The 19,511-nt window shown below is 75.2% G+C and carries 20 protein-coding genes; 12 read left to right on the forward strand and 8 right to left on the reverse strand.

The window, feature by feature from the left end:
• The 6 genes from ACGFI1_RS30095 to ACGFI1_RS30120 are packed head-to-tail and all read left to right on the forward strand — an operon-like array spanning position 1 to position 6,495.
• Complete coding sequence (locus ACGFI1_RS30095) at positions 1-1,488, forward strand: FAD-dependent oxidoreductase (RefSeq protein ID WP_392790127.1); 1,488 nt, start codon at positions 1-3, stop codon at positions 1,486-1,488.
• 22 nt (positions 1,489-1,510) lie between these two features.
• Positions 1,511-2,548: a 3-oxoacyl-ACP synthase III family protein gene (locus ACGFI1_RS30100; RefSeq protein ID WP_392790129.1), complete on the forward strand. Its 1,038-nt coding sequence runs from the start codon at positions 1,511-1,513 to the stop codon at positions 2,546-2,548.
• Positions 2,545-4,458 (forward strand): HAD-IIIC family phosphatase, encoded by a 1,914-nt coding sequence (locus tag ACGFI1_RS30105; RefSeq protein ID WP_392790131.1) that lies wholly within the window; start codon positions 2,545-2,547, stop codon positions 4,456-4,458. The genes ACGFI1_RS30100 and ACGFI1_RS30105 overlap by 4 nt, the downstream gene beginning before the upstream one ends.
• Positions 4,455-4,682, forward strand: coding sequence for an acyl carrier protein (locus tag ACGFI1_RS30110; RefSeq protein WP_138634256.1), 228 nt, complete (start codon positions 4,455-4,457; stop codon positions 4,680-4,682). Before ACGFI1_RS30105 ends, ACGFI1_RS30110 begins: the two co-directional genes overlap by 4 nt.
• The gene (locus ACGFI1_RS30115) at positions 4,679-5,422 is read left to right on the forward strand and encodes a 2-oxo acid dehydrogenase subunit E2 (RefSeq protein ID WP_392790132.1); all 744 of its coding nucleotides are present in this window, start codon (positions 4,679-4,681) and stop codon (positions 5,420-5,422) included. Before ACGFI1_RS30110 ends, ACGFI1_RS30115 begins: the two co-directional genes overlap by 4 nt.
• The gene (locus ACGFI1_RS30120) at positions 5,419-6,495 is read left to right on the forward strand and encodes an alpha/beta hydrolase (protein ID WP_392790135.1); all 1,077 of its coding nucleotides are present in this window, start codon (positions 5,419-5,421) and stop codon (positions 6,493-6,495) included. Before ACGFI1_RS30115 ends, ACGFI1_RS30120 begins: the two co-directional genes overlap by 4 nt.
• A 74-nt stretch (positions 6,496-6,569) precedes the next feature.
• Here ACGFI1_RS30120 and ACGFI1_RS30125 read toward each other — a convergent pair whose 3' ends face one another.
• From ACGFI1_RS30125 to ACGFI1_RS30145, 5 genes are all read right to left on the reverse strand, one after another.
• Positions 6,570-6,767 carry a ferredoxin gene (locus tag ACGFI1_RS30125; protein ID WP_301175129.1) on the reverse strand — a complete coding sequence of 66 codons (198 nt, stop codon included), beginning with the start codon at positions 6,765-6,767 and terminating at the stop codon, positions 6,570-6,572.
• 13 nt (positions 6,768-6,780) lie between these two features.
• Positions 6,781-8,022: a cytochrome P450 gene (locus tag ACGFI1_RS30130; RefSeq protein WP_392790139.1), complete on the reverse strand. Its 1,242-nt coding sequence runs from the start codon at positions 8,020-8,022 to the stop codon at positions 6,781-6,783.
• Between the two features lie 34 nt (positions 8,023-8,056).
• Positions 8,057-8,833, reverse strand: a complete 777-nt coding sequence (locus ACGFI1_RS30135; RefSeq protein ID WP_387074428.1) for an AfsR/SARP family transcriptional regulator — start codon at positions 8,831-8,833, stop codon at positions 8,057-8,059.
• Positions 8,830-9,630, reverse strand: coding sequence for a thioesterase II family protein (locus tag ACGFI1_RS30140; protein ID WP_392790142.1), 801 nt, complete (start codon positions 9,628-9,630; stop codon positions 8,830-8,832). The genes ACGFI1_RS30135 and ACGFI1_RS30140 overlap by 4 nt, the downstream gene beginning before the upstream one ends.
• Positions 9,631-9,742: 112 nt before the next feature.
• Positions 9,743-9,964: a DUF5988 family protein gene (locus tag ACGFI1_RS30145; RefSeq protein ID WP_138634234.1), complete on the reverse strand. Its 222-nt coding sequence runs from the start codon at positions 9,962-9,964 to the stop codon at positions 9,743-9,745.
• A gap of 241 nt (positions 9,965-10,205) precedes the next feature.
• Here ACGFI1_RS30145 and ACGFI1_RS30150 point away from each other — a divergent pair, with 241 nt between their 5' ends.
• Complete coding sequence (locus ACGFI1_RS30150; RefSeq protein ID WP_138634231.1) at positions 10,206-10,406, forward strand: DUF6059 family protein; 201 nt, start codon at positions 10,206-10,208, stop codon at positions 10,404-10,406.
• 33 nt (positions 10,407-10,439) lie between these two features.
• Here ACGFI1_RS30150 and ACGFI1_RS30155 read toward each other — a convergent pair whose 3' ends face one another.
• The 3 genes from ACGFI1_RS30155 to ACGFI1_RS30165 form a co-directional block, all read right to left on the reverse strand.
• Positions 10,440-11,402 (reverse strand): SGNH/GDSL hydrolase family protein, encoded by a 963-nt coding sequence (locus tag ACGFI1_RS30155; protein WP_392790144.1) that lies wholly within the window; start codon positions 11,400-11,402, stop codon positions 10,440-10,442.
• Positions 11,403-11,541: 139 nt separating this feature from the next.
• Positions 11,542-12,300, reverse strand: coding sequence for an SDR family NAD(P)-dependent oxidoreductase (locus tag ACGFI1_RS30160; protein WP_392790146.1), 759 nt, complete (start codon positions 12,298-12,300; stop codon positions 11,542-11,544).
• The gene (locus ACGFI1_RS30165) at positions 12,297-13,580 is read right to left on the reverse strand and encodes a class I SAM-dependent methyltransferase (protein ID WP_392790149.1); all 1,284 of its coding nucleotides are present in this window, start codon (positions 13,578-13,580) and stop codon (positions 12,297-12,299) included. The genes ACGFI1_RS30160 and ACGFI1_RS30165 overlap by 4 nt, the downstream gene beginning before the upstream one ends.
• A gap of 189 nt (positions 13,581-13,769) precedes the next feature.
• On the opposite strand from ACGFI1_RS30165, the gene ACGFI1_RS30170 reads away from it, so the two are divergent.
• From ACGFI1_RS30170 to ACGFI1_RS30190, 5 genes are read left to right on the forward strand one after another with little or no spacing between them, the layout of a single operon-like run.
• Positions 13,770-14,585: an NAD-dependent epimerase/dehydratase family protein gene (locus ACGFI1_RS30170; RefSeq protein ID WP_392790152.1), complete on the forward strand. Its 816-nt coding sequence runs from the start codon at positions 13,770-13,772 to the stop codon at positions 14,583-14,585.
• Between the two features lie 10 nt (positions 14,586-14,595).
• Positions 14,596-15,822, forward strand: coding sequence for a nucleotide disphospho-sugar-binding domain-containing protein (locus ACGFI1_RS30175; RefSeq protein ID WP_392790155.1), 1,227 nt, complete (start codon positions 14,596-14,598; stop codon positions 15,820-15,822).
• A gap of 23 nt (positions 15,823-15,845) precedes the next feature.
• The gene (locus tag ACGFI1_RS30180; RefSeq protein WP_392790158.1) at positions 15,846-17,036 is read left to right on the forward strand and encodes a nucleotide disphospho-sugar-binding domain-containing protein; all 1,191 of its coding nucleotides are present in this window, start codon (positions 15,846-15,848) and stop codon (positions 17,034-17,036) included.
• 12 nt (positions 17,037-17,048) lie between these two features.
• Entirely contained in the window at positions 17,049-18,263 is a 1,215-nt protein-coding gene (locus ACGFI1_RS30185; protein ID WP_392790161.1) for a nucleotide disphospho-sugar-binding domain-containing protein, read from the forward strand.
• 14 nt (positions 18,264-18,277) lie between these two features.
• Complete coding sequence (locus ACGFI1_RS30190; protein ID WP_392790164.1) at positions 18,278-19,504, forward strand: nucleotide disphospho-sugar-binding domain-containing protein; 1,227 nt, start codon at positions 18,278-18,280, stop codon at positions 19,502-19,504.
• Positions 19,505-19,511: the final 7 nt, after the last annotated feature.

Genomic DNA, 19,511 nt, shown 5'->3' on the forward strand with positions numbered 1-19,511 from the left:
ATGAGTCCTGCAGTCGCCGTCGCCGGAGCCGGGCCCGTCGGCCTGATGCTGGCCTGCGAGCTCAGCGTCGCCGGGATGGAGGTGGTCGTGCTGGAGCGGTCCCCCGAGCCGCGGCGGGACGCGCTGGGCATGGCCATCAACGCGACCGTCGTGGAACTGCTCCACCAGCGCGGCCTCATGGACGGGCTGCGCCCCCACGGCCTGTCGTGGCCCGCCGCGCACTTCGCGCACGTCCCGCTGGACCCCGCCCGGCTGACCGGGCGCCGCGAGAACAACTTCATCGTCCCGCAGGCGCGGCTCGAACGCAGGCTGGAGGAGCGCGCGGCCGAACTCGGCATCGAGGTCCGGCGCGGGACGGAGGTCGTCGGCCTGAGCCAGGACAGCACCGGGGTGACCGTCCGGGTGCGGACGTCCGGTGGCGCCGAGGACGAGCCGGTCCGCGCCGCCTACCTCGTCGGCTGCGACGGCGCCGACAGCACCGTCCGGTCGCTCGCCGGGATCGGCTTCCCCGGCGAGGACCTGCCGTTCCACGGCATCACCGGGGACCTGCCCGCCACCGACGCGCTGTCCGCCTGGTTCGGCGCGCACCAGCTCGACCGCGGCATGTTCACCGTCGCGCCGTCCGCCCCCGGCGTGCTCCGCGTCTCCACCGGCGAGTTCGGCGTCGAGCCGGCGGACGCGGCCGCCCCGGCCGGCGTCGCCGAGCTGCGGGACGCCGCCCGGCGGCTCACCGGCCGGGACCTCGACCTCCCCGAACCGCACTGGCTCGCCCGCTGGGGGCACCGCACCCGCCAGGCCGAGCGCTACCGGGACGGGCGGGTGCTGCTCGCCGGGGACGCCGCGCACGTGATCTTCCCGCTCGGCGGGCAGGCGCTCAGCACCGGCATCGAGGACGCCGTCAACCTCGCCTGGAAGCTGGCCGCCGCGCTGCGCGGCGACGCCCCGGCCGGGCTCCTGGACACCTACGAGGCCGAACGCCACCCGGTGGCGGCCCGCGCGCTTCGCACGACGCTGGCGCAGTCGGCGCTCATGCACCCGATGGACCGGATCGCGCCGCTGCGCGAGCTGTTCGCCGAACTCGTCGAGCTGCCCCAGGTCAACGAGTTCCTGGTGGACATGGCGGCGGCCCGCGACGTCCGCTACGCGTTCGGACTGGACCACCCGCTGGTCGGCGGCCGGCTGCCCGACGTGCCGCTCACCACCGCGTCCGGCGGGATCGGCCTCGCCGGGACGCTGCACGCCGCGCGCGGGGTGCTGCTGGTCCTCGGCGACGGTGACGTGCCCGCCGAGGAGGCCGCGGGCTGGGCCGGCCGGGTCGACGTCGTCCGCGCCGCGCCGTCCGCCGAGATCGGCGCGACGGCGCTGCTGCTGCGCCCGGACGGGAGGGTCGCGTGGGCGGCCGGGGACGGCGGCGCGGCCGGGCTCCGCGACGCCCTCGCCGCCTGGTTCGGCGACCCGGTCCCCGCCGGCGCGCAAGGGCGTCTTTAGCCCCGCGTCCGACGATGGGGGCATGACGAACGGTCCCGACGTCCACCTGCTCGGGGTAGGCACGGCGCTCCCCGGCCCGCCGGTCGACAACGCCGCCCTCACCCGCCGGTTCGGCATGCCGCCGGTCTGGGAGCAGTGGATCGACTCCTTCATCGGCATCCGCACCCGTCACTTCGCCCTCGACCTCGACACCGGCGAGATCCGGCACACCCTCGCCGACCTCGGCGAGACGGCGGCGCTGCGGGCGCTGTCGGCGGCGCGGACGCGGCCGTCGCAGATCGACCTGATGGTGCTCGGCACGTCGTCGCCGGACCGGCTGATGCCGGGCACCGTCAACGTCGTCGCCGACCGGCTCGGCATCGACCAGATCCCCACCTACCAGCTGCAGTCCGGGTGCAGCGGCGCCGTCCAGGCGCTGGAGCTGGCCCGGCGGCTGCTCGGCACCGGCGCGTACCGCACCGCGCTGGTGCTGGGCGCCGACACCTGCGCCAAGCACATGGACCTCACCGTGGACGCGGCCGCGCTGCCGCACGCCGAGCAGGTCAACGGCGTGCTGTTCGGCGACGGGGCGGGCGCGGCGGTGCTGTCCACCGAACCCGGCCCCGGCTCGGCCGTGCTGCGCCACACGATGGTCCGGCTGACCGGCCTCAACCGGGAGCCCGGCCAGATCGTGGAGTGGTTCGGGCGCGGCGACCGGGACTCCGGCCGGCAGCCGCTCAGCGAGGACTACAAGGCGATCGAGGAGTCCGTGCCGAAGATGGCCGTGGAGATCCTCGAGGAGATCCTGGAGGAGCTCGGCTGGGCGGAGACCGACGTGGACCGGCTGCTGCCGCCGCAGCTCTCCGGCCGGATGACCGAGCGGATCGCGGCGGCGCTGGACCTGCCCGGCGCGGGCCAGGTGAACTGCGTCGCCGAGACCGGCAACACCGGCAACGCGCTGCCGTTCTTCCAGCTCGAACGGGTCCTGCCGCAGCTCGTGGAGGGCGACCGCGTCGTCGGCGTCGCGGTGGAGTCGAGCAAGTGGATCAAGGCGGGCTTCGCCCTGGAGAAGGCCGGATGACCGGACAAGGCCGGATGGACGGCGCCCCGCCGGCGCACGCGGAGCTGCTGCGCCTGCACCGCGACGGGCAGCTCGCGGACCGCTTCCCGGCGGCCGTCCGGCTGCTGGACGGCCTGTCCGACGAGGAGCTGGCCTCGGCGGGGCGGCTGCTCGCCCGGCTCGACCCGGCCGCGGTGACGCGCGCCCACCCGGGGGTGCGGGCCGTCACCGTCGCGGTCACCGGGCACGGCACGCTCGCCGCGCTCGTCCCGGCGCTGACCGGGCAGCTCGCGCGGCACGGCCTGCTGATGCGCCCCCATGTGACCGAGTACGACGGGCACGTGTTCGCGCTCGGCGACCCGGAGAGCGAGCTGTACGCGGCCGACCCGGACCTGGTGGTGTGCGTGCTGGACGCCGACCTCGTCTTCGGCCGGCTGCCCGTCCCGTGGCGGGTCGAGGACGTCGCCGAGGCCGCCGCCGGGCGGCTCGCCGAACTGCGCCGCCTCGCCGCCCGCTACCAGGAGACCGGCCGGGGGACGCTGGTGTTCAACACCGTCCCGCTGCCGCAGCGGTACCGGGCCCAGCTGGTCGACCACGCCTCCCGGGCCGGGCTCGGCGTGCGCTGGCGCGAGTTCAACATCGGGCTGCTGCGGCTGGCCGAGGAGCACCCGTCCGTCGCCGTCGTGGACCTCGACCCGCTCGTGGCCGAGGGGCATCCCGCCGACGACGTCCGGCTGAGCCTGTACGCGAAGGCGCACCTGTCGGCCGAGCTGCTCGGCAGGTACGCCCGCGAGCTAGGGCACCTGGCCCGGCATCTGGCCGGCCGGACGAAGAAGTGCCTCGCCCTGGACCTCGACGACACCCTGTGGGGCGGCGTCCTCGGCGAGGACGGCCCGGAGGGCCTGGCGGTCTCCGAGGGCTACCGCGGCGAGGCGTTCACCGCCTTCCAGCGGGTGGTCAAGCAGCTCGGGTCGCAGGGCCCGCTCCTCGCGGCGGTCAGCAAGAACGACCCGGAGCCGGTCCGCGCGATGCTCCGCGACCATCCGGGGATGACGCTGCGGGAGGACGACTTCGTCCGCGTCGCGGCGAGCTGGCGGCCCAAGCCCGAGGCGCTCACCGAGCTGGCCGCCGCGCTCAACGTCGGCGCCGACTCCTTCGTCTTCGTGGACGACAGCCCCTACGAGCGCGGGCTCGTCCGGCACTCGCTGCCCGGCACCGCCGTCGTCGACATCGACGGCGAGCCCGCGCTGCACCTGGAGCGGCTGCTGTACGACGGGTGGTTCGACGTCCTGGAGCTGACCGCCGAGGACCGCGCCCGCGCGGCCCGGTACCGCGCGGAGCTCGACCGCAAGGACTTCCTCGACACCTTCGACTCCATCGAGGACTACCTGCGCGAACTCGGGGTGCGGGCGCGGCTGGAGCGGATGCGGGACGAGGACGCCGCCCGCGTCGCGCAGCTGACCCTGCGCACCAACCAGTTCAACCTCACGACCCGGCGGCTGCAGCGGCCCGAGGTGCGGGCATTCGCCGACGACCCGGACGCGCTCGTCCTCACCCTGCGCAGCGGCGACCGGTTCGGCGAGAACGGCCTGGTCGGCGCGCTGTTCCTGCGCCGGGACGGCGACGAGCTGCACATCGACAACTTCCTGCTGAGCTGCCGGGTGTTCGCCCGCGGCCTCGAACAGGCGTGCCTGGCGGCGGTGCTGCGGCACGCGCGCGCGACCGGCGCCCGCGCGGTGCTCGCCGGGTACCGGGAGAGCCCCCGGAACGCCAAGGTCGCCGACCTGTACCCGCGGTACGGCTTCGCGCCCGCCGGGGACGGGCCGTGGCCGCGGACCTTCCGGCACGACCTCGCCGAGATCGTCGGCGTGCCGGGGCATCTGGAGCTGACCGCGGACCTGGAAGCGGACCTGGAGGGGGACCCCCGTTGAACACCATCGACGACTTCATGCTCCTGGTGGAGGAGGAACTCGGCCTGCCGGTCACGGCGGAGGAGGCCGGGCGGCACTTCGACGAGCTGGCCGGGTGGGACTCGCTGCACATGCTGGCGCTGCTCGCCGCCGTGGAGCGGCGGACCGGGCGGCGGGTGCCGCTGCCCGAGATGCTGGAGGCCACCAGCCTGCGGGACGTGTACGCGCTGGCGGTCGGCACATGACCACCGCGCCCGTGGCCCGCGAGCGGCGGCACACCCTGCACTTCCTGCGCGCCGTCCGCCCGGCCGCGCCGGTGTACCTCGACACCGAGGTGGACATGGGCGGCGTGCTGCGGCACCGCGAGACCGCCCGCAAGTACTCGCTGGTGGCGTACGTGCTGCGGACGGCGGGCCGCGTCCTGGCGAACCACCCGGAGGCCAACGCCGCGATCGGCGGCGGGCCCTGGCCGCGCGTCGCGCGCTACCCGTCGGTGACCGGGAAGCTGACCCTCGACCGGACGCTGAACGGCAACCGGGTCGTGCTCGCCGCGCTGCTGCCCGACCTCGACACCGCCGGCCTCGACCGGATCCAGGACGAGATCGACCGGTTCCGGGACGCCGACCCCCGCACCGCGCCCGAGTTCGCGGGCGCGCGGCTGCTGCACCGGCTGCCGTGGCCCGCCGGGTCGCTGCTGTACCGCGCGGTGACCGGGCCGCTCGGCCGCCGCCCGGCGGTGTTCGGCACCGTCGCGGTCACCTCGCTGGGGCACCGGCCCGTGGACGCCTTCCACTCCTACGGCGGCACCGCCGTGACGCTGGGCGTCGGGCGGGTGGCGGACCGGCCGGTGGTCCGGGACGGGGCGGTCGCCGTCGCCCCGGTGATGCGGCTGAGCCTCACCTTCGACCACCGGGTGGTCGACGGCGCGGAGGCCGCCGACGTGCTCGCCGAGATCAAGGACGGACTGGAGGCGGTGGCCCCATGAACGACGTCGCGGAACTGAAGCGGTTCGCGGTCGTCCACGCGCGCAGCGGGAACCTCCCGGGCTACCGGGAGGTGCTGGCGCGCATCGAGACCGACGACGGGGACGCCCCCGGCTCCTGGGTCGGCGAATGGTCGGCGGCGGCCGAGCGGCTGGGCGCCGAAGGGCGCGCGATGGACGCGTGCCGCGCCTACGCCATGGCCCGCTTCCCCTACGTGGACGGGCCCGCCCGGCAGCGGGCGCTGGAACGTTGCACCGCCGCGTTCGAGCAGGCCAGGCCCGCCGGGGTGGAGCGGCTGGACGTCGAGACCGTCGGCGGCCTGGTGCGCTGCTGGACCGCCGGGCTGTCCGCCGACCGGCCGCGTCCCGTGCTGCTCATCATGGGCGGGATCGTCACCGTGAAGGAGCAGTGGGCGCCCGTGCTCGCCCGCGTCGGGCGGCTCGGCATGGCGGGCATCGTCACCGAGATGCCCGGCACCGGCGAGAACACGCTGCGGTACGACGCCAAGAGCCCGCGGATGCTGTCCGCGGTGCTGGACGCGGTGGCCGGCCGCGCCGACGCGTCCCGCGCCTACGCGATGACGCTGAGCTTCAGCGGGCACATGGCGCTGCGCGCGGCGCTGGACGACTCGCGGATCAGGGGCGTCATCACGACGGGCGCGCCGGTGCGGGAGTTCTTCACCGACACGGCCTGGCGGCCCCGCGTCCCGCGCATCACGATGGACACTCTCGCCCACATGGCGGGCGTGCCGACCGACGAACTCGGCGGCGAACTGGCCGCGTTCGCGCTGAGCGACGCGGAGCTCGCCGAGCTGGCCGTCCCCGTCCGGTACGTGGCCAGCTCCCGGGACGAGATCATCCCGCCCGCCGAGGCGGCGCGGCTGCCCTCCCGCGTCCGCGACCTGCGCATGCTCGTGCACGACGACGTGCACGGCTCGCCCGCGCACACCGTCGAGACCCAGCTGTGGTGCCTGCGTGAGCTGGTCCGGATGAGCGGGGCCGGGCTCCCGCAGCGGGCCGTGTTCGACCTGCTGTGGCGGGCCGCCCGGCTGCGCGGCGCGCTCCCCGGCAACTGACCCCGAACGCGAGCGGTTCTCGGACACGAAGGAGGGCGGCCCCACGGCGGGGCCGCCCTCCTTCGTGTTCCCGTTCAGTCTTCGATGAGCGTGAGCGCGCGTCCGGGGCACCACTTGACGGCGTACCGCACCTCGTCGGCCAGGTCGTCCCCCGGCCGCTCGTTCAGCAGCAGGACGCGGCCGTCCTCGTCGCTCTGGTCGAACACGGTGTCCTCGGTGAGCACGCACATGCCCGACCCGATGCACTTGTCCCGGTCGATGTCGATCCTCATGACGGCCCCTCCGCTACCAGGCGACCGGCAGCTCGTGGACGCCGTAGATGCTGGCGTCGTCCTTGAACTCCAGCTCCTCCAGCGGCTTCGCGAGGCGCAGGTCCGGGATGCGGGCGAACAGCGTGTCGAACACGATCTCCAGCTCCAGCCGCACCAGGTTCTGGCCGAGGCACTGGTGGATGCCGAAGCCGAACGCGACGTGGTGCCGGGCGCCGCGCTCCAGCGAGAGCTCGGCCGGGTCCGGGAACACCTCCGGGTCGCGGTTGGCGCCGCTGAGCAGCGCCACCACGCCGTCGCCGGCGCGGATGACCTGGCCCGCGATCTCGATGTCGGCGGTGGCGACCCGCGACCCGCTGGCGATGTCGGCGATGCTCCAGTACCGCAGCAGCTCCTCCACGGCCCGGGGCGTCACGCCCGGGTCGCGCTTGAGCAGCGCGAGCTGGTCGGGGTGCTGGAGCAGGGCGAGCGTGCCCAGCGAGATCATGCTCGCGCTGGTCTCGTGCCCGGCCATCAGCATCAGCATGGCCAGGCCGAGCATGTGCTCGTGGTCGTAGGCGTCCTGGTCGCGGTACTTCACCACCAGCCGGCCGATCAGGTCGTCGCCCGGGTCCCGCTCCTTGGACGTGACCAGCTCGTCCATGTACCCCATGAGTTCGAGGAACGCGGCGATGCGCTGCTCGGTGGTGAACGTGCGGTCCAGGATGACGTGGGTCTTGCCCTCGAAGAAGTCGTGGTCCTCGTAGGGGACGCCGAGCAGCCCGCAGATCATCAGGGACGGCACCGGCAGCGACAGCGCCTGGACGAGGTCCACCGGCGGGCCCTGCGCCAGCATCCGGTCGATCCGCTCGTCCACGATCCGCTGCACGACCGGCCGCATCGAGCGGAACCGGCGGACCGTGAACTCGTTGATCATCATGCGCCGGTGCAGGGTGTGCCGCGGCGGGTCCAGCCCGATCAGCGAGTTGTTGATCTTCCCGAGCAGGGCCAGCGCCTGCGGGTTCATCTCGACCAGGTGCGGGTAGCCGTCGGTGAGCCGGTCCACGCTGACCCGCGGGTCGTTGAGGATCCGCCGGACGTGCTCGTGCCCCTGGACGAGCCAGGCGGTCCGCCCGGTGGGCAGCGTGATCTTCTTGACCGGCTCCCGCGCCCGGTACTCGGCGTACCGGTCGGGCGGGTCCATCGGGCAGCCCCGCGCCTCGGGGAAGGCGGGCGGCTCGGCCGGGGCCGGGGGCTCGGAGACGAGGCTCTCAGTCATGATCTCCCACTTCGTCGGGGCGCGGCGGGCCGGGTCAGACCGCGGCCGCGTACAGTTCCAGCTGGTCGTCGGCGGTGAGGATGGCGCGCTGCAGGTCCTGCAGGGCGCGGCACGGCTCCAGCCCCAGCTCCTCGTTCAGCGTCCGCCGGGCGACCTGGAAGACCTTGAGGGCCTCGGCCTGGCACTCCGAGCGGTAGAGCGCGAGCATGAGCTGCCGGTAGAACGCCTCCCGCAGCGGGTGCTCGGTGATCAGCGAGTAGAGCCGGCCGACGAGCTCCCGGTGCCGCCCGAGTTCGAGCTGGGCGTCGTTCAGCATCTCCAGGCACTCCATGCGGGCGTCGCTCATCCACGTCACGAAGCCGTCCACGATGGGGCCGCTGAGCAGCCCGCCGAGGACCGGTCCACGCCACAGCCCGAGCGCCTGCTCGAAGCACTCCGCCGCCTGCGGGTGCCGCCGGTCGCGGGCGTGCGAGCGGCCCTGGTTCATCAGCCGCAGGAACGCGTGGAAGTCGAGCTCGTCGGAGCCGACGCGCAGCACGTACCCCGGCGGATGGGTCACCACCGGGCTCCCCTCGCGGTCCGGGCGGTGCAGGAACTTGCGGATCTGGGAGATGTAGACGTGCAGGCCCGCGGTCGCCCGGCGCGGCGGCCGGTCCCCCCAGATCTCGCCGATCAGCTGGTCCAGCCCGACGATCTGGTCGGACCGGATGAGCAGGGCGGCCAGCACCGCCTCGATCTTGCGGGCGCTGATCGCGGACACGGCGCCGTCGGCGTCCACGACGCGCAGCGGGCCGAGCAGTTCGTACCTCATGAAGCGTTCTCCTCCACAGACCGGGTCGGCCGCCCGTCCGGCAGGGCGGCGCGGACGGCGCCGACGACGGCGGCGCGCTGGGCATCCAGATAGAAGTGGCCGCCGGGGAAGACCCGCAGCTCGAACGGGCCGGTGGTGTGCTCCCGCCAGGCCACCGCCTCCTCGGCGGTGGTCTGCGGGTCGGCGTCCCCGGTCAGCGCGGTGACCGGGCAGCCGAGCGGCGGGACCGGCGACCAGACGTAGGTCTCGATCGCCCGGTAGTCGGCCCGCGTCACCGGCAGGATCGCGGCCAGCAGCTCCCGGTCGCCCAGGAACCGCTCGTCGGTGCCGCCGACCCGGCGCAGCTCGGCGACGAGCCCGGCGTCGTCGCGGGTGTGCACGTCGCCGCCGCGGGGACGGGACGGCGCGCGCCGCCCCGACGCGAACAGCCGCGCCGGCTCCCAGCCCGTCCGGTCCCGCAGCAGCAGCGCCGTCTCGTAGGCGACGACGGCGCCCATGCTGTGGCCGAAGAACGCGACCGGGCCGGTGGAGCCGCCGCCGAGCCACGGCTCCAGCGCCGCGGCGGCGCCGGCGGCGATCCGCCGGACGTCGGTCAGCGGCGGCTCGTGCCGGCGGTCCTGCCGCCCGGGGTACTGCACCGTCAGCACCTCGATCCCGGGCGCCAGGGTTTGCGAGAAGGGGTAGTAGTACGACGCGGACCCGCCCGCGTGCGGAAAGCACACCAGCCGGGCGCCGCTGTCCGAGCACGGGTGGAACCGCCGTATCCAGCGGTCGTCCACGGTCTCGGCTGCAGACATCGGGAGCCCTTTCATCGTGCCCATCGGCCTTTCTCGACCGAGCATAGGAATCGGTCGGCCGCGGCAAATACCCCTAGCTCTCCCCTATTCGGCGGACCGCCCGCCCCTAGCCCTACTCGGCGATTTTTGTACGCATCGTCCAATGGAAGACCGCCGGTTTCGGGTCCGGTCCGGCGGCGGCCTGCTCCACCAGCTCGAAATGCTCGTAGCCGCCGCGCCGCATGATCTTGATCTTGCGGTCGCGGGGCGCGGCCCGGCGGATCCGGGCGTCGGCCGGAATGTCGGCCGGGCCGCCGATCAGCACCACGTCCATGGCGTTCTCCTGCTCGGGCATCTCAGTTTCCTTCCTCGACAAGACGGCGGATCCAGATATCAATGGTGAATGAGCGGGGCCCCGCCAAAAACCCGTAACCCGGCCCCTATCGCGGCGCGGCCCCCCTAGCCGGACCCGTATCCCGGACCCCGATTGGCGCGGCTTTGGCGAGAATTCAGCGCGGCGGTGCGCAATAGGGGATCCGTTCCGCCCGAGAGGAGACCGGCAGGTGTCCCGCGAACGACGACGCACCCGGCCCCGGATGAGGTCCGTGCTCGCCGCCGCCATGCTCGAGATCGGCTACTGCTGCGGCATGGCGATGGGCTACCCGATCCCCTCCCCGCGGCGTCCCGGCGGGCCGCCCGAGCCGTTCGGGCCGCCCGGCTGGCACCCCGAGCGGGCGTGCGGCGACGCCCCGACCGACGTCGAGCGGCTGCTCTGGGACGACCTCGGCCTGCGGTGACGCCCGGCCGGCCCGGCTGACCGGCCCGGCCGGTCAGCGGGCGCGCTTGAACGGCCTGCCGGGGCCGGTCCGGACCTGCCGGATCACCAGGTCGGCCAGGCGCCGGTACCCGGCCGCGTTCGGGTGGAAGCTGCGCAGCTCGGCGGCCATGTCCAGCAGCTTGAACTTCAGCCCGTTGACGTAGGGGCGGGGCGTGCCGAGCTCGTGGCCGGCGAACGCGTCGAAGGCGTCCACGTACTCGACGCTCCCCTTCCGCCCGGCCGCCCGCAGGGCGCGGTCGGCGTCGGCGGCGCTCCGCCGCAGCACGGCGTCCAGCTCGCCGCCGCGCTCGTTCAGCCACCGCTGGTCGTCGCGGCCCATCGTCGCCACGTCGTCCTTCGGGGACGGGGCGAACATCCGCGGGTACCCGACCACCAGCACGCGGGCGGAGGGCGCCCGCGCGGTGACGGCGGACAGCAGCGTCGGGAGGGTCCGGCGCAGCGTGGCGAGCCGGTCGGCGATCTGCCCGCCCTGGTGCCGGCAGCCGCCCATCAGGGGTTCGACCATGCACCGCGTCAGGACCTTGGTGAAGCCCACGTCGTTGCCGCCGACGCTGACCGTCACGAGGCTCGTCCCGGCGCCGACACGGCCGACCTGGGGCGGCCGGCCGTCCTTGCCGTGGAGCAGGTCGGGGACGGTCGCGCCGGAGCAGGCCCACAGCGACGTGCCGCCGGGGAACCGGAAGGACTTCGCCACCGTGTGGTAGAACGCGGCGCTGCTGCGGTGGCACCCGTCGTCGGGCACCGCGTCCGCCTCGGCGATCGCGAGGCCGACCCCCGCCGAGTAGGAGTCGCCCAGCGCGACGTAGGCGCCGGACGTGGCGACGGACTCGGGGGCGACGGTCTTCGTCGAGGGCCTGCCGGCCTCGGGCAGCGTGTCCAGTGCGACGGCCGCCGCCACAACGGCGGCCAGCACCGCCAGCGCCGAGCCGATCGTTCCCGGTCTCCTGCTTGGCACGGGGGATCGCTCCTTCTGGGTGGCCTCCGGTCCGCCGCCTCAAGTCCACCCGCGCGGCCGGGCCCGGGGAAGCCGCCAAGGAGGGGCGCGCGCAGCACCGAAAGTGGGGCCCGGCGGGACTTTCGTCGTACGCGGCGGGTCAGCAGATGCTCGTGCCGCCGTCCACCCGGATCACGGCCCCGGTGAGGAAGGCGGCCTCCGGGCGGGCGGCGTTGACGATCCACCAGGCGATCTCCTCCGGGGTGCCGAGCCGCCCGAGCGGGATGGTGTTGCCGCTCCGCCGCCGCTCGATCTGCTCCTCGGAGAAGCCCGCGTGCAGCAGCACCGGCGTGTCGGTCGGGCCCGGCGCCACCGACGCCACCCTGATCCCCGCGGCGGCGAGCTCGCGCGCCCAGGTGTGGGTGAGGAAGTCCAGCGCGACCTTGGTCGCGCCGTAGACGGAGTTGGCCGGCCAGCCGCGCATCGGCGGATTGGACGTGACGTTGACGACCGCGCCGCCGCGCGGCATGTGCGGGACGGCCCGCTGCGTCAGCATCAGCGGGCCGAGCAGGTTGGTGGCGAGCTGCGCCTCGGCCAGGCCGCGGTCGATCTCGCCGAGCGGCGCGGGCCGGGTGATCGCCGCGTTGTTCACCAGCACGTCGAGGCGGCCGGAGTCGCGCACCGCCGCCGCGACGATCTCGGCGGGCGCGTCCGGCGCGGCGACGTCGGCGGCCAGCACCCGGATCCCCGTCCGGCCCTCGGCGGTCTCCTTCAACCGCGCCTCGGTGCGGCCCACCACCAGGACGTCGGCGCCCTCGGCGGCGAACATCCGGGCGGCGGCCCGGCCGATGCCGGTACCGCCGCCGGTCACCACGACCGTCCGTCCCGCCAGCGCCTCCCCCGGCAGAGCGCGGCTCACGTGCGGACGGCCGCGGGCAGCGAGTCCGCGGAGACGATCGACGGCACCGGGTGCATCACGATGAACTTGCCGCCCTTCTCCAGGAAGGCCCGCTCCTTGCGCAGGATCTCCTCGGCGTAGTTCCAGGCCAGCAGGAGGAAGTGGGTCGGCGGGTGCTCCTCGGCGTACTCCGGCGGACGCACCGGGATGTGGCTGCCGGGCAGCACCTTGCCCTGCTTCAGGTCCGTGGTGTCGATGCAGTACTCCAGGTCGCCGGGGCCGAGCCCGCAGACCGAGAGCAGCGTGTTGCCCTTGGCGGGCGCCCCGTACCCGGCGATCCGGCCGCCGCCGAGCCGCAGCCCCCGCACCAGCGCGGTCAGCGACTCCACGACGCCCTCGGTCCGGGCGGCGAAGGCGCGGTAGGCGGCGTCGTCGTGCAGCCCCTGCCGCTCCTCCAGCGCGATCAGCTCCTTGACCGCGGGACGCGGCTGCCACGGGCCGTCGGCGTGGCCGGCGAACACCAGGATCGAGCCGCCGTGCACCGAGATCCGCTCGATGTCGATCACGCGCAGGCCGTGCCGCTCGAACAGCGTCGCCAGCGTCCCGACCGCGTAGTACGAGAGGTGCTCGTGGTAGATGGTGTCGAACTCGGTGCGCTCCAGCATGTCGAGCGCGTACGGCACCTCGATGGCGAACACGCCCGCCGGCTCCAGCAGCCGCCGCACCCCGGCCGCGATGCCCGCCACGTCGTCGATGTGCGCGAACACGTGCCGCCCGAGGATCAGCCGCGCCTCGCCGTACCGGTCGGCGATGTCCGCGGCGGTGTCCGCGGAGAAGAACTCCGGCAGCGTCTCGACGCCGCGCCCGGCGGCGACCTCGGCGAGGCTGCGCGCCGGGTCCACGCCGAGCGTCCGCATCCCGGCGTCCTGGAAGATCATGAGCTGGTCGCCGGTGTTGCTGCCGACCTCCACCACGAACGCGCCGGCGGGCATCTCCCAGCGCTCCCGGCACAGCTCGGCGACGAACCGCATGTGCCGCCCCATCGTGTCGGACGTGGACGTGACGTAGGAGTAGTCGCGGTACAGCACCTCCGGGTCCACGACGTGCGTCAGCGTCATCAGCCGGCACGACCGGCAGGAGATCACGTCGAGCGGGAACCGCGGCTCGCCGTCGTAGGAGTCCGCCGGGTCGAGGTAGCCGTTGGCCAGGGGCACCGGGCCGAAGGAGACGACCTCCTGCCAGTCGGACCCTCCGCACACCCGGCACTCGGTGACCCGCCGCGCACTGTCGCTCGCACTCATCTCCGGACCTCTCCAGTGTCTTCGGCCGCCGCTTGTTCGGCGTGCCGGAACCGTATGCGGCGCCGGTTTGCTGCCGGCTGCGCGCTCCTAAAGCCGCAGTTCGGCGGGGCGCTTTAAGCGGCCTTCAGTACGGCTCGCCAGGCTCTGCCCCGTCCAGAGCGCCGAACCGGAAACGAGCTCCCCAGGCCCATGGAGATCATCGGGCGCGGCTTTTTCGCGCGGAACCTGCAGCCGATCGCGTCGGCGCACCCCGGAGTGACCGTGCTGGCCGCCGGCGTGGCCCGGACCAGGACGGCGGCGGAGGCGGAGTACCGCCGCGAAGCCCGGCTGGTGCACCGGACCCTGGCGGACTGCGCGCGGCGGGGCCGGACGCTGGTCTTCCTCTCCACCGCCTCGGCGAGCCTCTACGGCGGCGACGGCGTACCGGGGCGGGAGGACGCCGTGCCGCCCGCCCCCGAGCCGTTCGGCCGGCACAAGCTCGGGCTGGAGGACGCGGTGCGGGAGTCGGGCGTGCGGCACCTCGTCCTCCGGATGGCGCACGCCGTCGGGCCGCACCAGACCGGGCAGCTGCTGATCGGGCTGCTCGGCGCGCTCCGCGCGGGCGAGGTCACGGTGTACCGCGGCTCCCGCCGCGACCTCATCGACGTCGCGGACGCCGTGGCGATCATCGACGCGCTGCTGCGCGCGGGCGTCGCCGGGGAGACCGTCAACGTCGCCTCCGGGCACGCCGCCGCCATCGAGGACATCGTCGACCGCCTGGAGCACCACCTGCGGCACCGCGAGGCGGCCGCCCCGGCCCGCCGGCGCTGGGTGGACGCGGCGTCGGTGCAGGCGGTCAGCACCGCCAAGCTGCTGCGGCTGGTCCCCGCCGCGGGACGCATGGGCTTCGGGCCCGACTACCACCGCACCGTCATCGACCGGCACATCGGCACCCTCCTGCGGGCCGCCGCGCCGCCGCCCCCGGGGCCCGCCGAGGGCCTCGCCGCCACCCGTCCCCCGGCTTGAGAGGTCCACCATGCGCGTCCTGTTCGTCCCGCTGGCCGGGGCCACCCACTACTTCCCGCAGGTGGTGCTGGCGTGGGCGTTCCGCGCGGCCGGGCACGACGTGCGGGTGGCCGCCCAGCCGTCCGTCGCCGGGGTGGTGGCGCGGTCGGGGATGGCCGCCGTCGAGGTCGGCGGCTCCTACGACTTCGGCGGCCACGCCACCGACCTGATGGAGGTGGTGCGCCGGCACCTGGGCCGACTTCCGGCGAGCATCGAGGAGGCCCGGCGGGTCGCCGCGACGCTGCCGCCCGAGGTGCTGCGCGAGGTGGACGAGGCCCGGTACCTGCCGCACGTGCGGGCGGCCGAGGCCATGGCCGCCGAACTGCTCGACCTCGCCCGGCACTGGACGCCCGACCTGGTCGTCGCCGACCATGCCGCGCTCACCGCGCCGCTGGTCGCCGAGACCGTCGGGGCGCCGCTCGTCCGCTGCCTGTACGGGCCGTGGACCGGATCGCAGGTCCCCTATCCCGGCCGCAACATGCCGGTGGCGGACTGGCCGGACGTGGTGCGCGCCCTGTTCGACCGGTTCGGGGTCGAGATCCGCGAGGACTACACGGCCCGGACGGTCGACCCGTGCCCGGACAGCATGCAGGTGCCCGGCATCCCGCGCCGCGTCCCGATGCGCTACGTCCCCTACAACGACAGCGGCGTCCTGCCCGGCTGGCTGACCAGGCCGCCCGAGCGGAGGCGGGTGTGCGTCACGCTCGGCACGCTCAGCGAGAAGACGGTCCCGGGCTCGACACAGACCCTCGTCCAGCGCATCCTTTCCGCGCTGGACGGGTTCGACGTGGAGATCCTCATCGCGGTGCGCAGCGGCGCGGGCGGCCGGCTCGGCGACCTGCCGGGCAACGCCCGCGTGGTCACCGACATGCCGCTCGACCTGCTGCTGCCCGGCTGCGCCGCGATCGTCCACCACGGCGGGGCGGGCAACGTGATGACCGCCGCCTGGCACGCGGTCCCGCAGGTCGCCGTGACCCAGGTGCCCGACAACACCTTCGAGGCGGAGCGGATGGCGGGCACCGGGGCGGGCGTCGCGCTGCGCGCGGACCGCGCCGGAGTCGACGACATCGCCGCCGCCGCCGCGTCCGTCCTGGCGGCGGACGGGCACCGCGCCGCCGCGGACCGGCTGCGCGCCGAGATCCGCGCGCTGCCCTCGCCCGCCGAGGTCGTCGCGGCCCTGCGGGAACCGATCTGCTGACCCCACCGGAAGCGAGAGACACCATGCGCGTCCTGTTCACCCCGCTCGCCCCCACCCACTACTTCCACATGGTCCCGCTCGCCTGGGCGTTCCGCGCGGCCGGGCACGAGGTCCGGGTCGCCGTCCAGCCGGCGACCGCGGGCGCCGTCACCGGCTCCGGCATGATCGCGGTCCCGGTCGGCGGCGGGTACGACTTCGCCGCCAACGCGACCGCGTCCCAGCGCCGGATCGAGGAGCGGATCGGCCGGATGCCGCGCGGCATCGACGCCGGGGAGGAGACCGGCCTCTCGCCGGACGACCTCACCTGGGTGAACATCGAGCGGTTCGGCGTGCTCATCGACACCGCGCGGGACGTGGCGGACGACCTGGCCGCGTTCGCCGCCTGGTGGCGGCCCGACCTGGTGGTGTCCGACCCGCTGGCGCTGGCGGCGCCGCTGGCGTCCGAGCCGGTGGGCGCGCCGCTGCTGCACCACCTGTGGGGGTTCGGCGCGCCCGGCGCCGGGGTGCCGCCGGAGATCTGGCCGCCGCACCTGCGGGAGCTGTTCGAGCGGCACGGCGTCGAGCCGCGGGCCCGCTACGCGGCGCACCACGTGGACCCGTTCCCGGGCAGCCTCCAGGCGCCCGAGGTGACCGACCGGATCCCGGTGCGCGCGGTGCCGTACAACGGCGCCGGCACCGTCCCCGAGTGGCTGCGCCGCCCGGCGGACCGGCGGCGGATCGCGGTGACGACGGGCACGGTCGTGACCGGCGTCCGGGACGGCGGCGGCCTGCTCGACCGGGACCTGCTCGACGCGCTCGCCGAGCTGGACGCCGAGGTCGTCGTCACCGTGCGGGAACGGGACCGCGAGCTGCTCGGCGAGCCGCCCGCCGGAGTGCGGGTGGTGGCGCAGCTGCCGCTGCACCTGCTGCTGCCGACCTGCTCCGCGATCCTGCACCACGGCGGCGCCGGCACCGTCCTGGCCTCGCTGTACGCGGGCGTGCCGCAGCTGCTGCATCCCGAGCCGGAGGACTACCCGATGGCGCGCGCGCTCGCCGGCGCGGGCGCGGCGGCGCTGCTGCCGGAGACCTGCACCGCCGCCGACGCCGTGACCGCGCTGTCCGCGCTGCTCGGCTCGGACGGCCCGCGCGCGGCGGCGGACAAGCTGCGAGCGGAGATCCACGAGCAGCCCTCGCCCGCCGAGGTCGCGGCGTCCCTCGACGAGCTCGCCGGCTGACGGGAGGCGACCATGCGCGTCCTGTTCGTCCCCTTCCTGATGGCGAGCCACTACCTGCACCAGGTGCCGCTGGCCTGGGCGCTGCGGGCGGCCGGGCACGAGGTCCGGATCGCCACCGGGCAGCCGCAGGTCGCCGACGCGGTCCTGCGGTCGGGCCTGACCGCCGTCCCGGTGGGCGGCGACTACGACCTGATCACCGAGATGTCCGCCGTGACCCGGGACCAGCCGGTGGAGCGGATGGCGCCCGGCGAGTTCCGCCGGCGCAACCGGGAGGGCCTGGAGCGCTACGCCGGGGCGGTCGCGGAGCTGACCGGCGACCTCGTCGGGTTCGCCCGGCGGTGGCGGCCCGACCTGGTGGTGGCCGACCCGATGGCGACCTTCGCGCCGCTGGTGAGCGAGCCGCTGGGCGTCCCGCTGGTGCGGAACCTGTTCGGGCCCGACCTCACGCGGCGGCTCGGCTTCCCCGGCGGCGGCGCCCCGGTCGACGGCGACGTCCGCGAGGCGTGGCCCGCCCCGCTGGTCCGGCTGTTCGACGCCCACGGCGTCGAGCCGCGCGCCGACTTCGCCGTCCGCACCGTCGACTCCTGCCCCGGCGCGCTGCAGCTCCCCGGCGTGCCGAACCGGCTCCCGATGCGGTACGTGCCCTACAACGGCCCCGGCGAGGAACCCGCGTGGCTGCGCCGCCCCGGCGGGCGCCCCCGGGTGTGCCTGACCTGGGGGACGGTCAACGCGTCGCTGCGCGGCGAGGCCGGCTTCGAGGCGCCGGGCATCCTCGCCGCGCTGGCCGCGCTCGACGTGGAGGTCGTCGCCGCGCTCAGCGCCGCCGACCGGGCGCGGCTCGGCGAGCCGCCGCCCGGCGTGCGGGTGGCCGAGCAGCTCCCGCTGCACCTGCTGCTGCCGACCTGCGACGCGATCTTCCACCACGGCGGCGGCGGGGCCATGCTCACCGCCGCCGCGCTCGGCGTCCCGCAGGTCGTGTCGGCGCAGAGCACCGACCAGGCGCTCAACGCCGAGCAGATCGCCGGCGCGGGCGTCGGCATCGCGCTGCCGCCCCGCGCCGCCGAGCCCGAGGAGGTCAAGGCGGCGATGGCGGCCGTGCTGTTCGAGGACGAGACGCGCGCGCGTGCCGCCGCCCTGCGCGTCGACGTCCGGTCCCAGCCGTCCCCCGCGCAGGTCGCGGCGCGGCTCGAACGGCTGGTGGAGGACCCGCCGGAACGGCCGTACTGAAAGGAGGCAGAACCATGCGGGTGCTGTTCATCCCGTTATCGGTACCGACCCACTACTTCCACCAGGTGCAGACGGCCTGGGCGTTCCGGGCCGCCGGGCACGAGGTGCGGGTGGCGGGCGAGGCGCCCGTCCTCGACGCCGTCGCCCGGTCCGGCATGATCGCCGTCCCGGCGGGCGGCGGCTTCGACTCGGTCGCCGCCAACGCGCGCGGCGTCCGGCTCGGGGCGCTGCCCGCCGCCGAGGCCGCGCGGCGCAACGAGGCGCGGCTCGACGAGTTCGCCAGCGCCGCCGCGGCGCTGGCCGCCGACCTGGTCGCCTTCGCCGAGGCGTGGCGGCCCGACCTGGTGGTGGCCGACCCGCTGGCCTCGATGGCGCCGGTGGTGGCCGGGCGGCTGGACGTCCCGCTGCTGCGCCACCTGTTCGGCCCCGACCTCACCCGGCACCTCGGATACCCCGGGAGCGGCGCGCCGGCCGACGGCGACCCGCGGGCCGGGTGGCCGCCTCGGCTGCTGGAGATCTACGACCGGTACGGGGTGGAGCCGCGCGCGGACTTCGCGCTGCGCCACCTCGACCCCTGCCCCGAATCGGTGCAGGTCCCGGGCATGCCGAACCGGCTGCCGATCCGGTACGTCCCCTACAACGGCCCCGGCGTCGCGCCCGACTGGCTGCGCAACCCCGCCGACCGTCCTCGGGTGTGCGTCACGTGGGGCACCACCACGACGACGCTGCACGGCGAGGACGGCTTCCTGGTGCCGAGCGTCCTGCGCGCCCTGGCCTCCCTCGACGTCGAGGTCGTCGCGGCGCTCAGCGCCGCCGACCGGCGCCTGCTGCGGGACGTCCCGGACGGCGTGCGCGTGGTCGAGCAGGTCCCGCTGCACCTGTTCCTCGGGACCTGCGACGCGATCGTCCACCAGGGCGGCGCGGGCGCGATGCTCACCGCCGCCGCGCTGGGCGTCCCGCAGGCGATCGCCCCGCAGCACCCGGACCAGGTGCTGAACGCCGACAGGCTGGCCGCCACCGGGGCCGGGACCGTCCTGCCCGCGGCCGGCCTGACCGCGGGCCCGGCGGCCGTCGAGAACGTCCGGGCGGCGGTCGCCGCACTGCTGTCCGGCGAGGCCGCGCGGACCGCCGCCGCCGGGCTGCGCGCGGAGATCCGCGCGCAGCCGACCCCGGCCGCTGCCGTCCGCTCCATCGAGGAACTGATCCGGCCGGAGACCGCACGGACGCCGGCGCCGGCATGACGAGGAA

Origin of the sequence: Actinomadura geliboluensis (assembly GCF_043197915.1) — a bacterium.
Classification (GTDB): Bacteria; Actinomycetota; Actinomycetes; order Streptosporangiales; family Streptosporangiaceae; genus Spirillospora; species Spirillospora geliboluensis.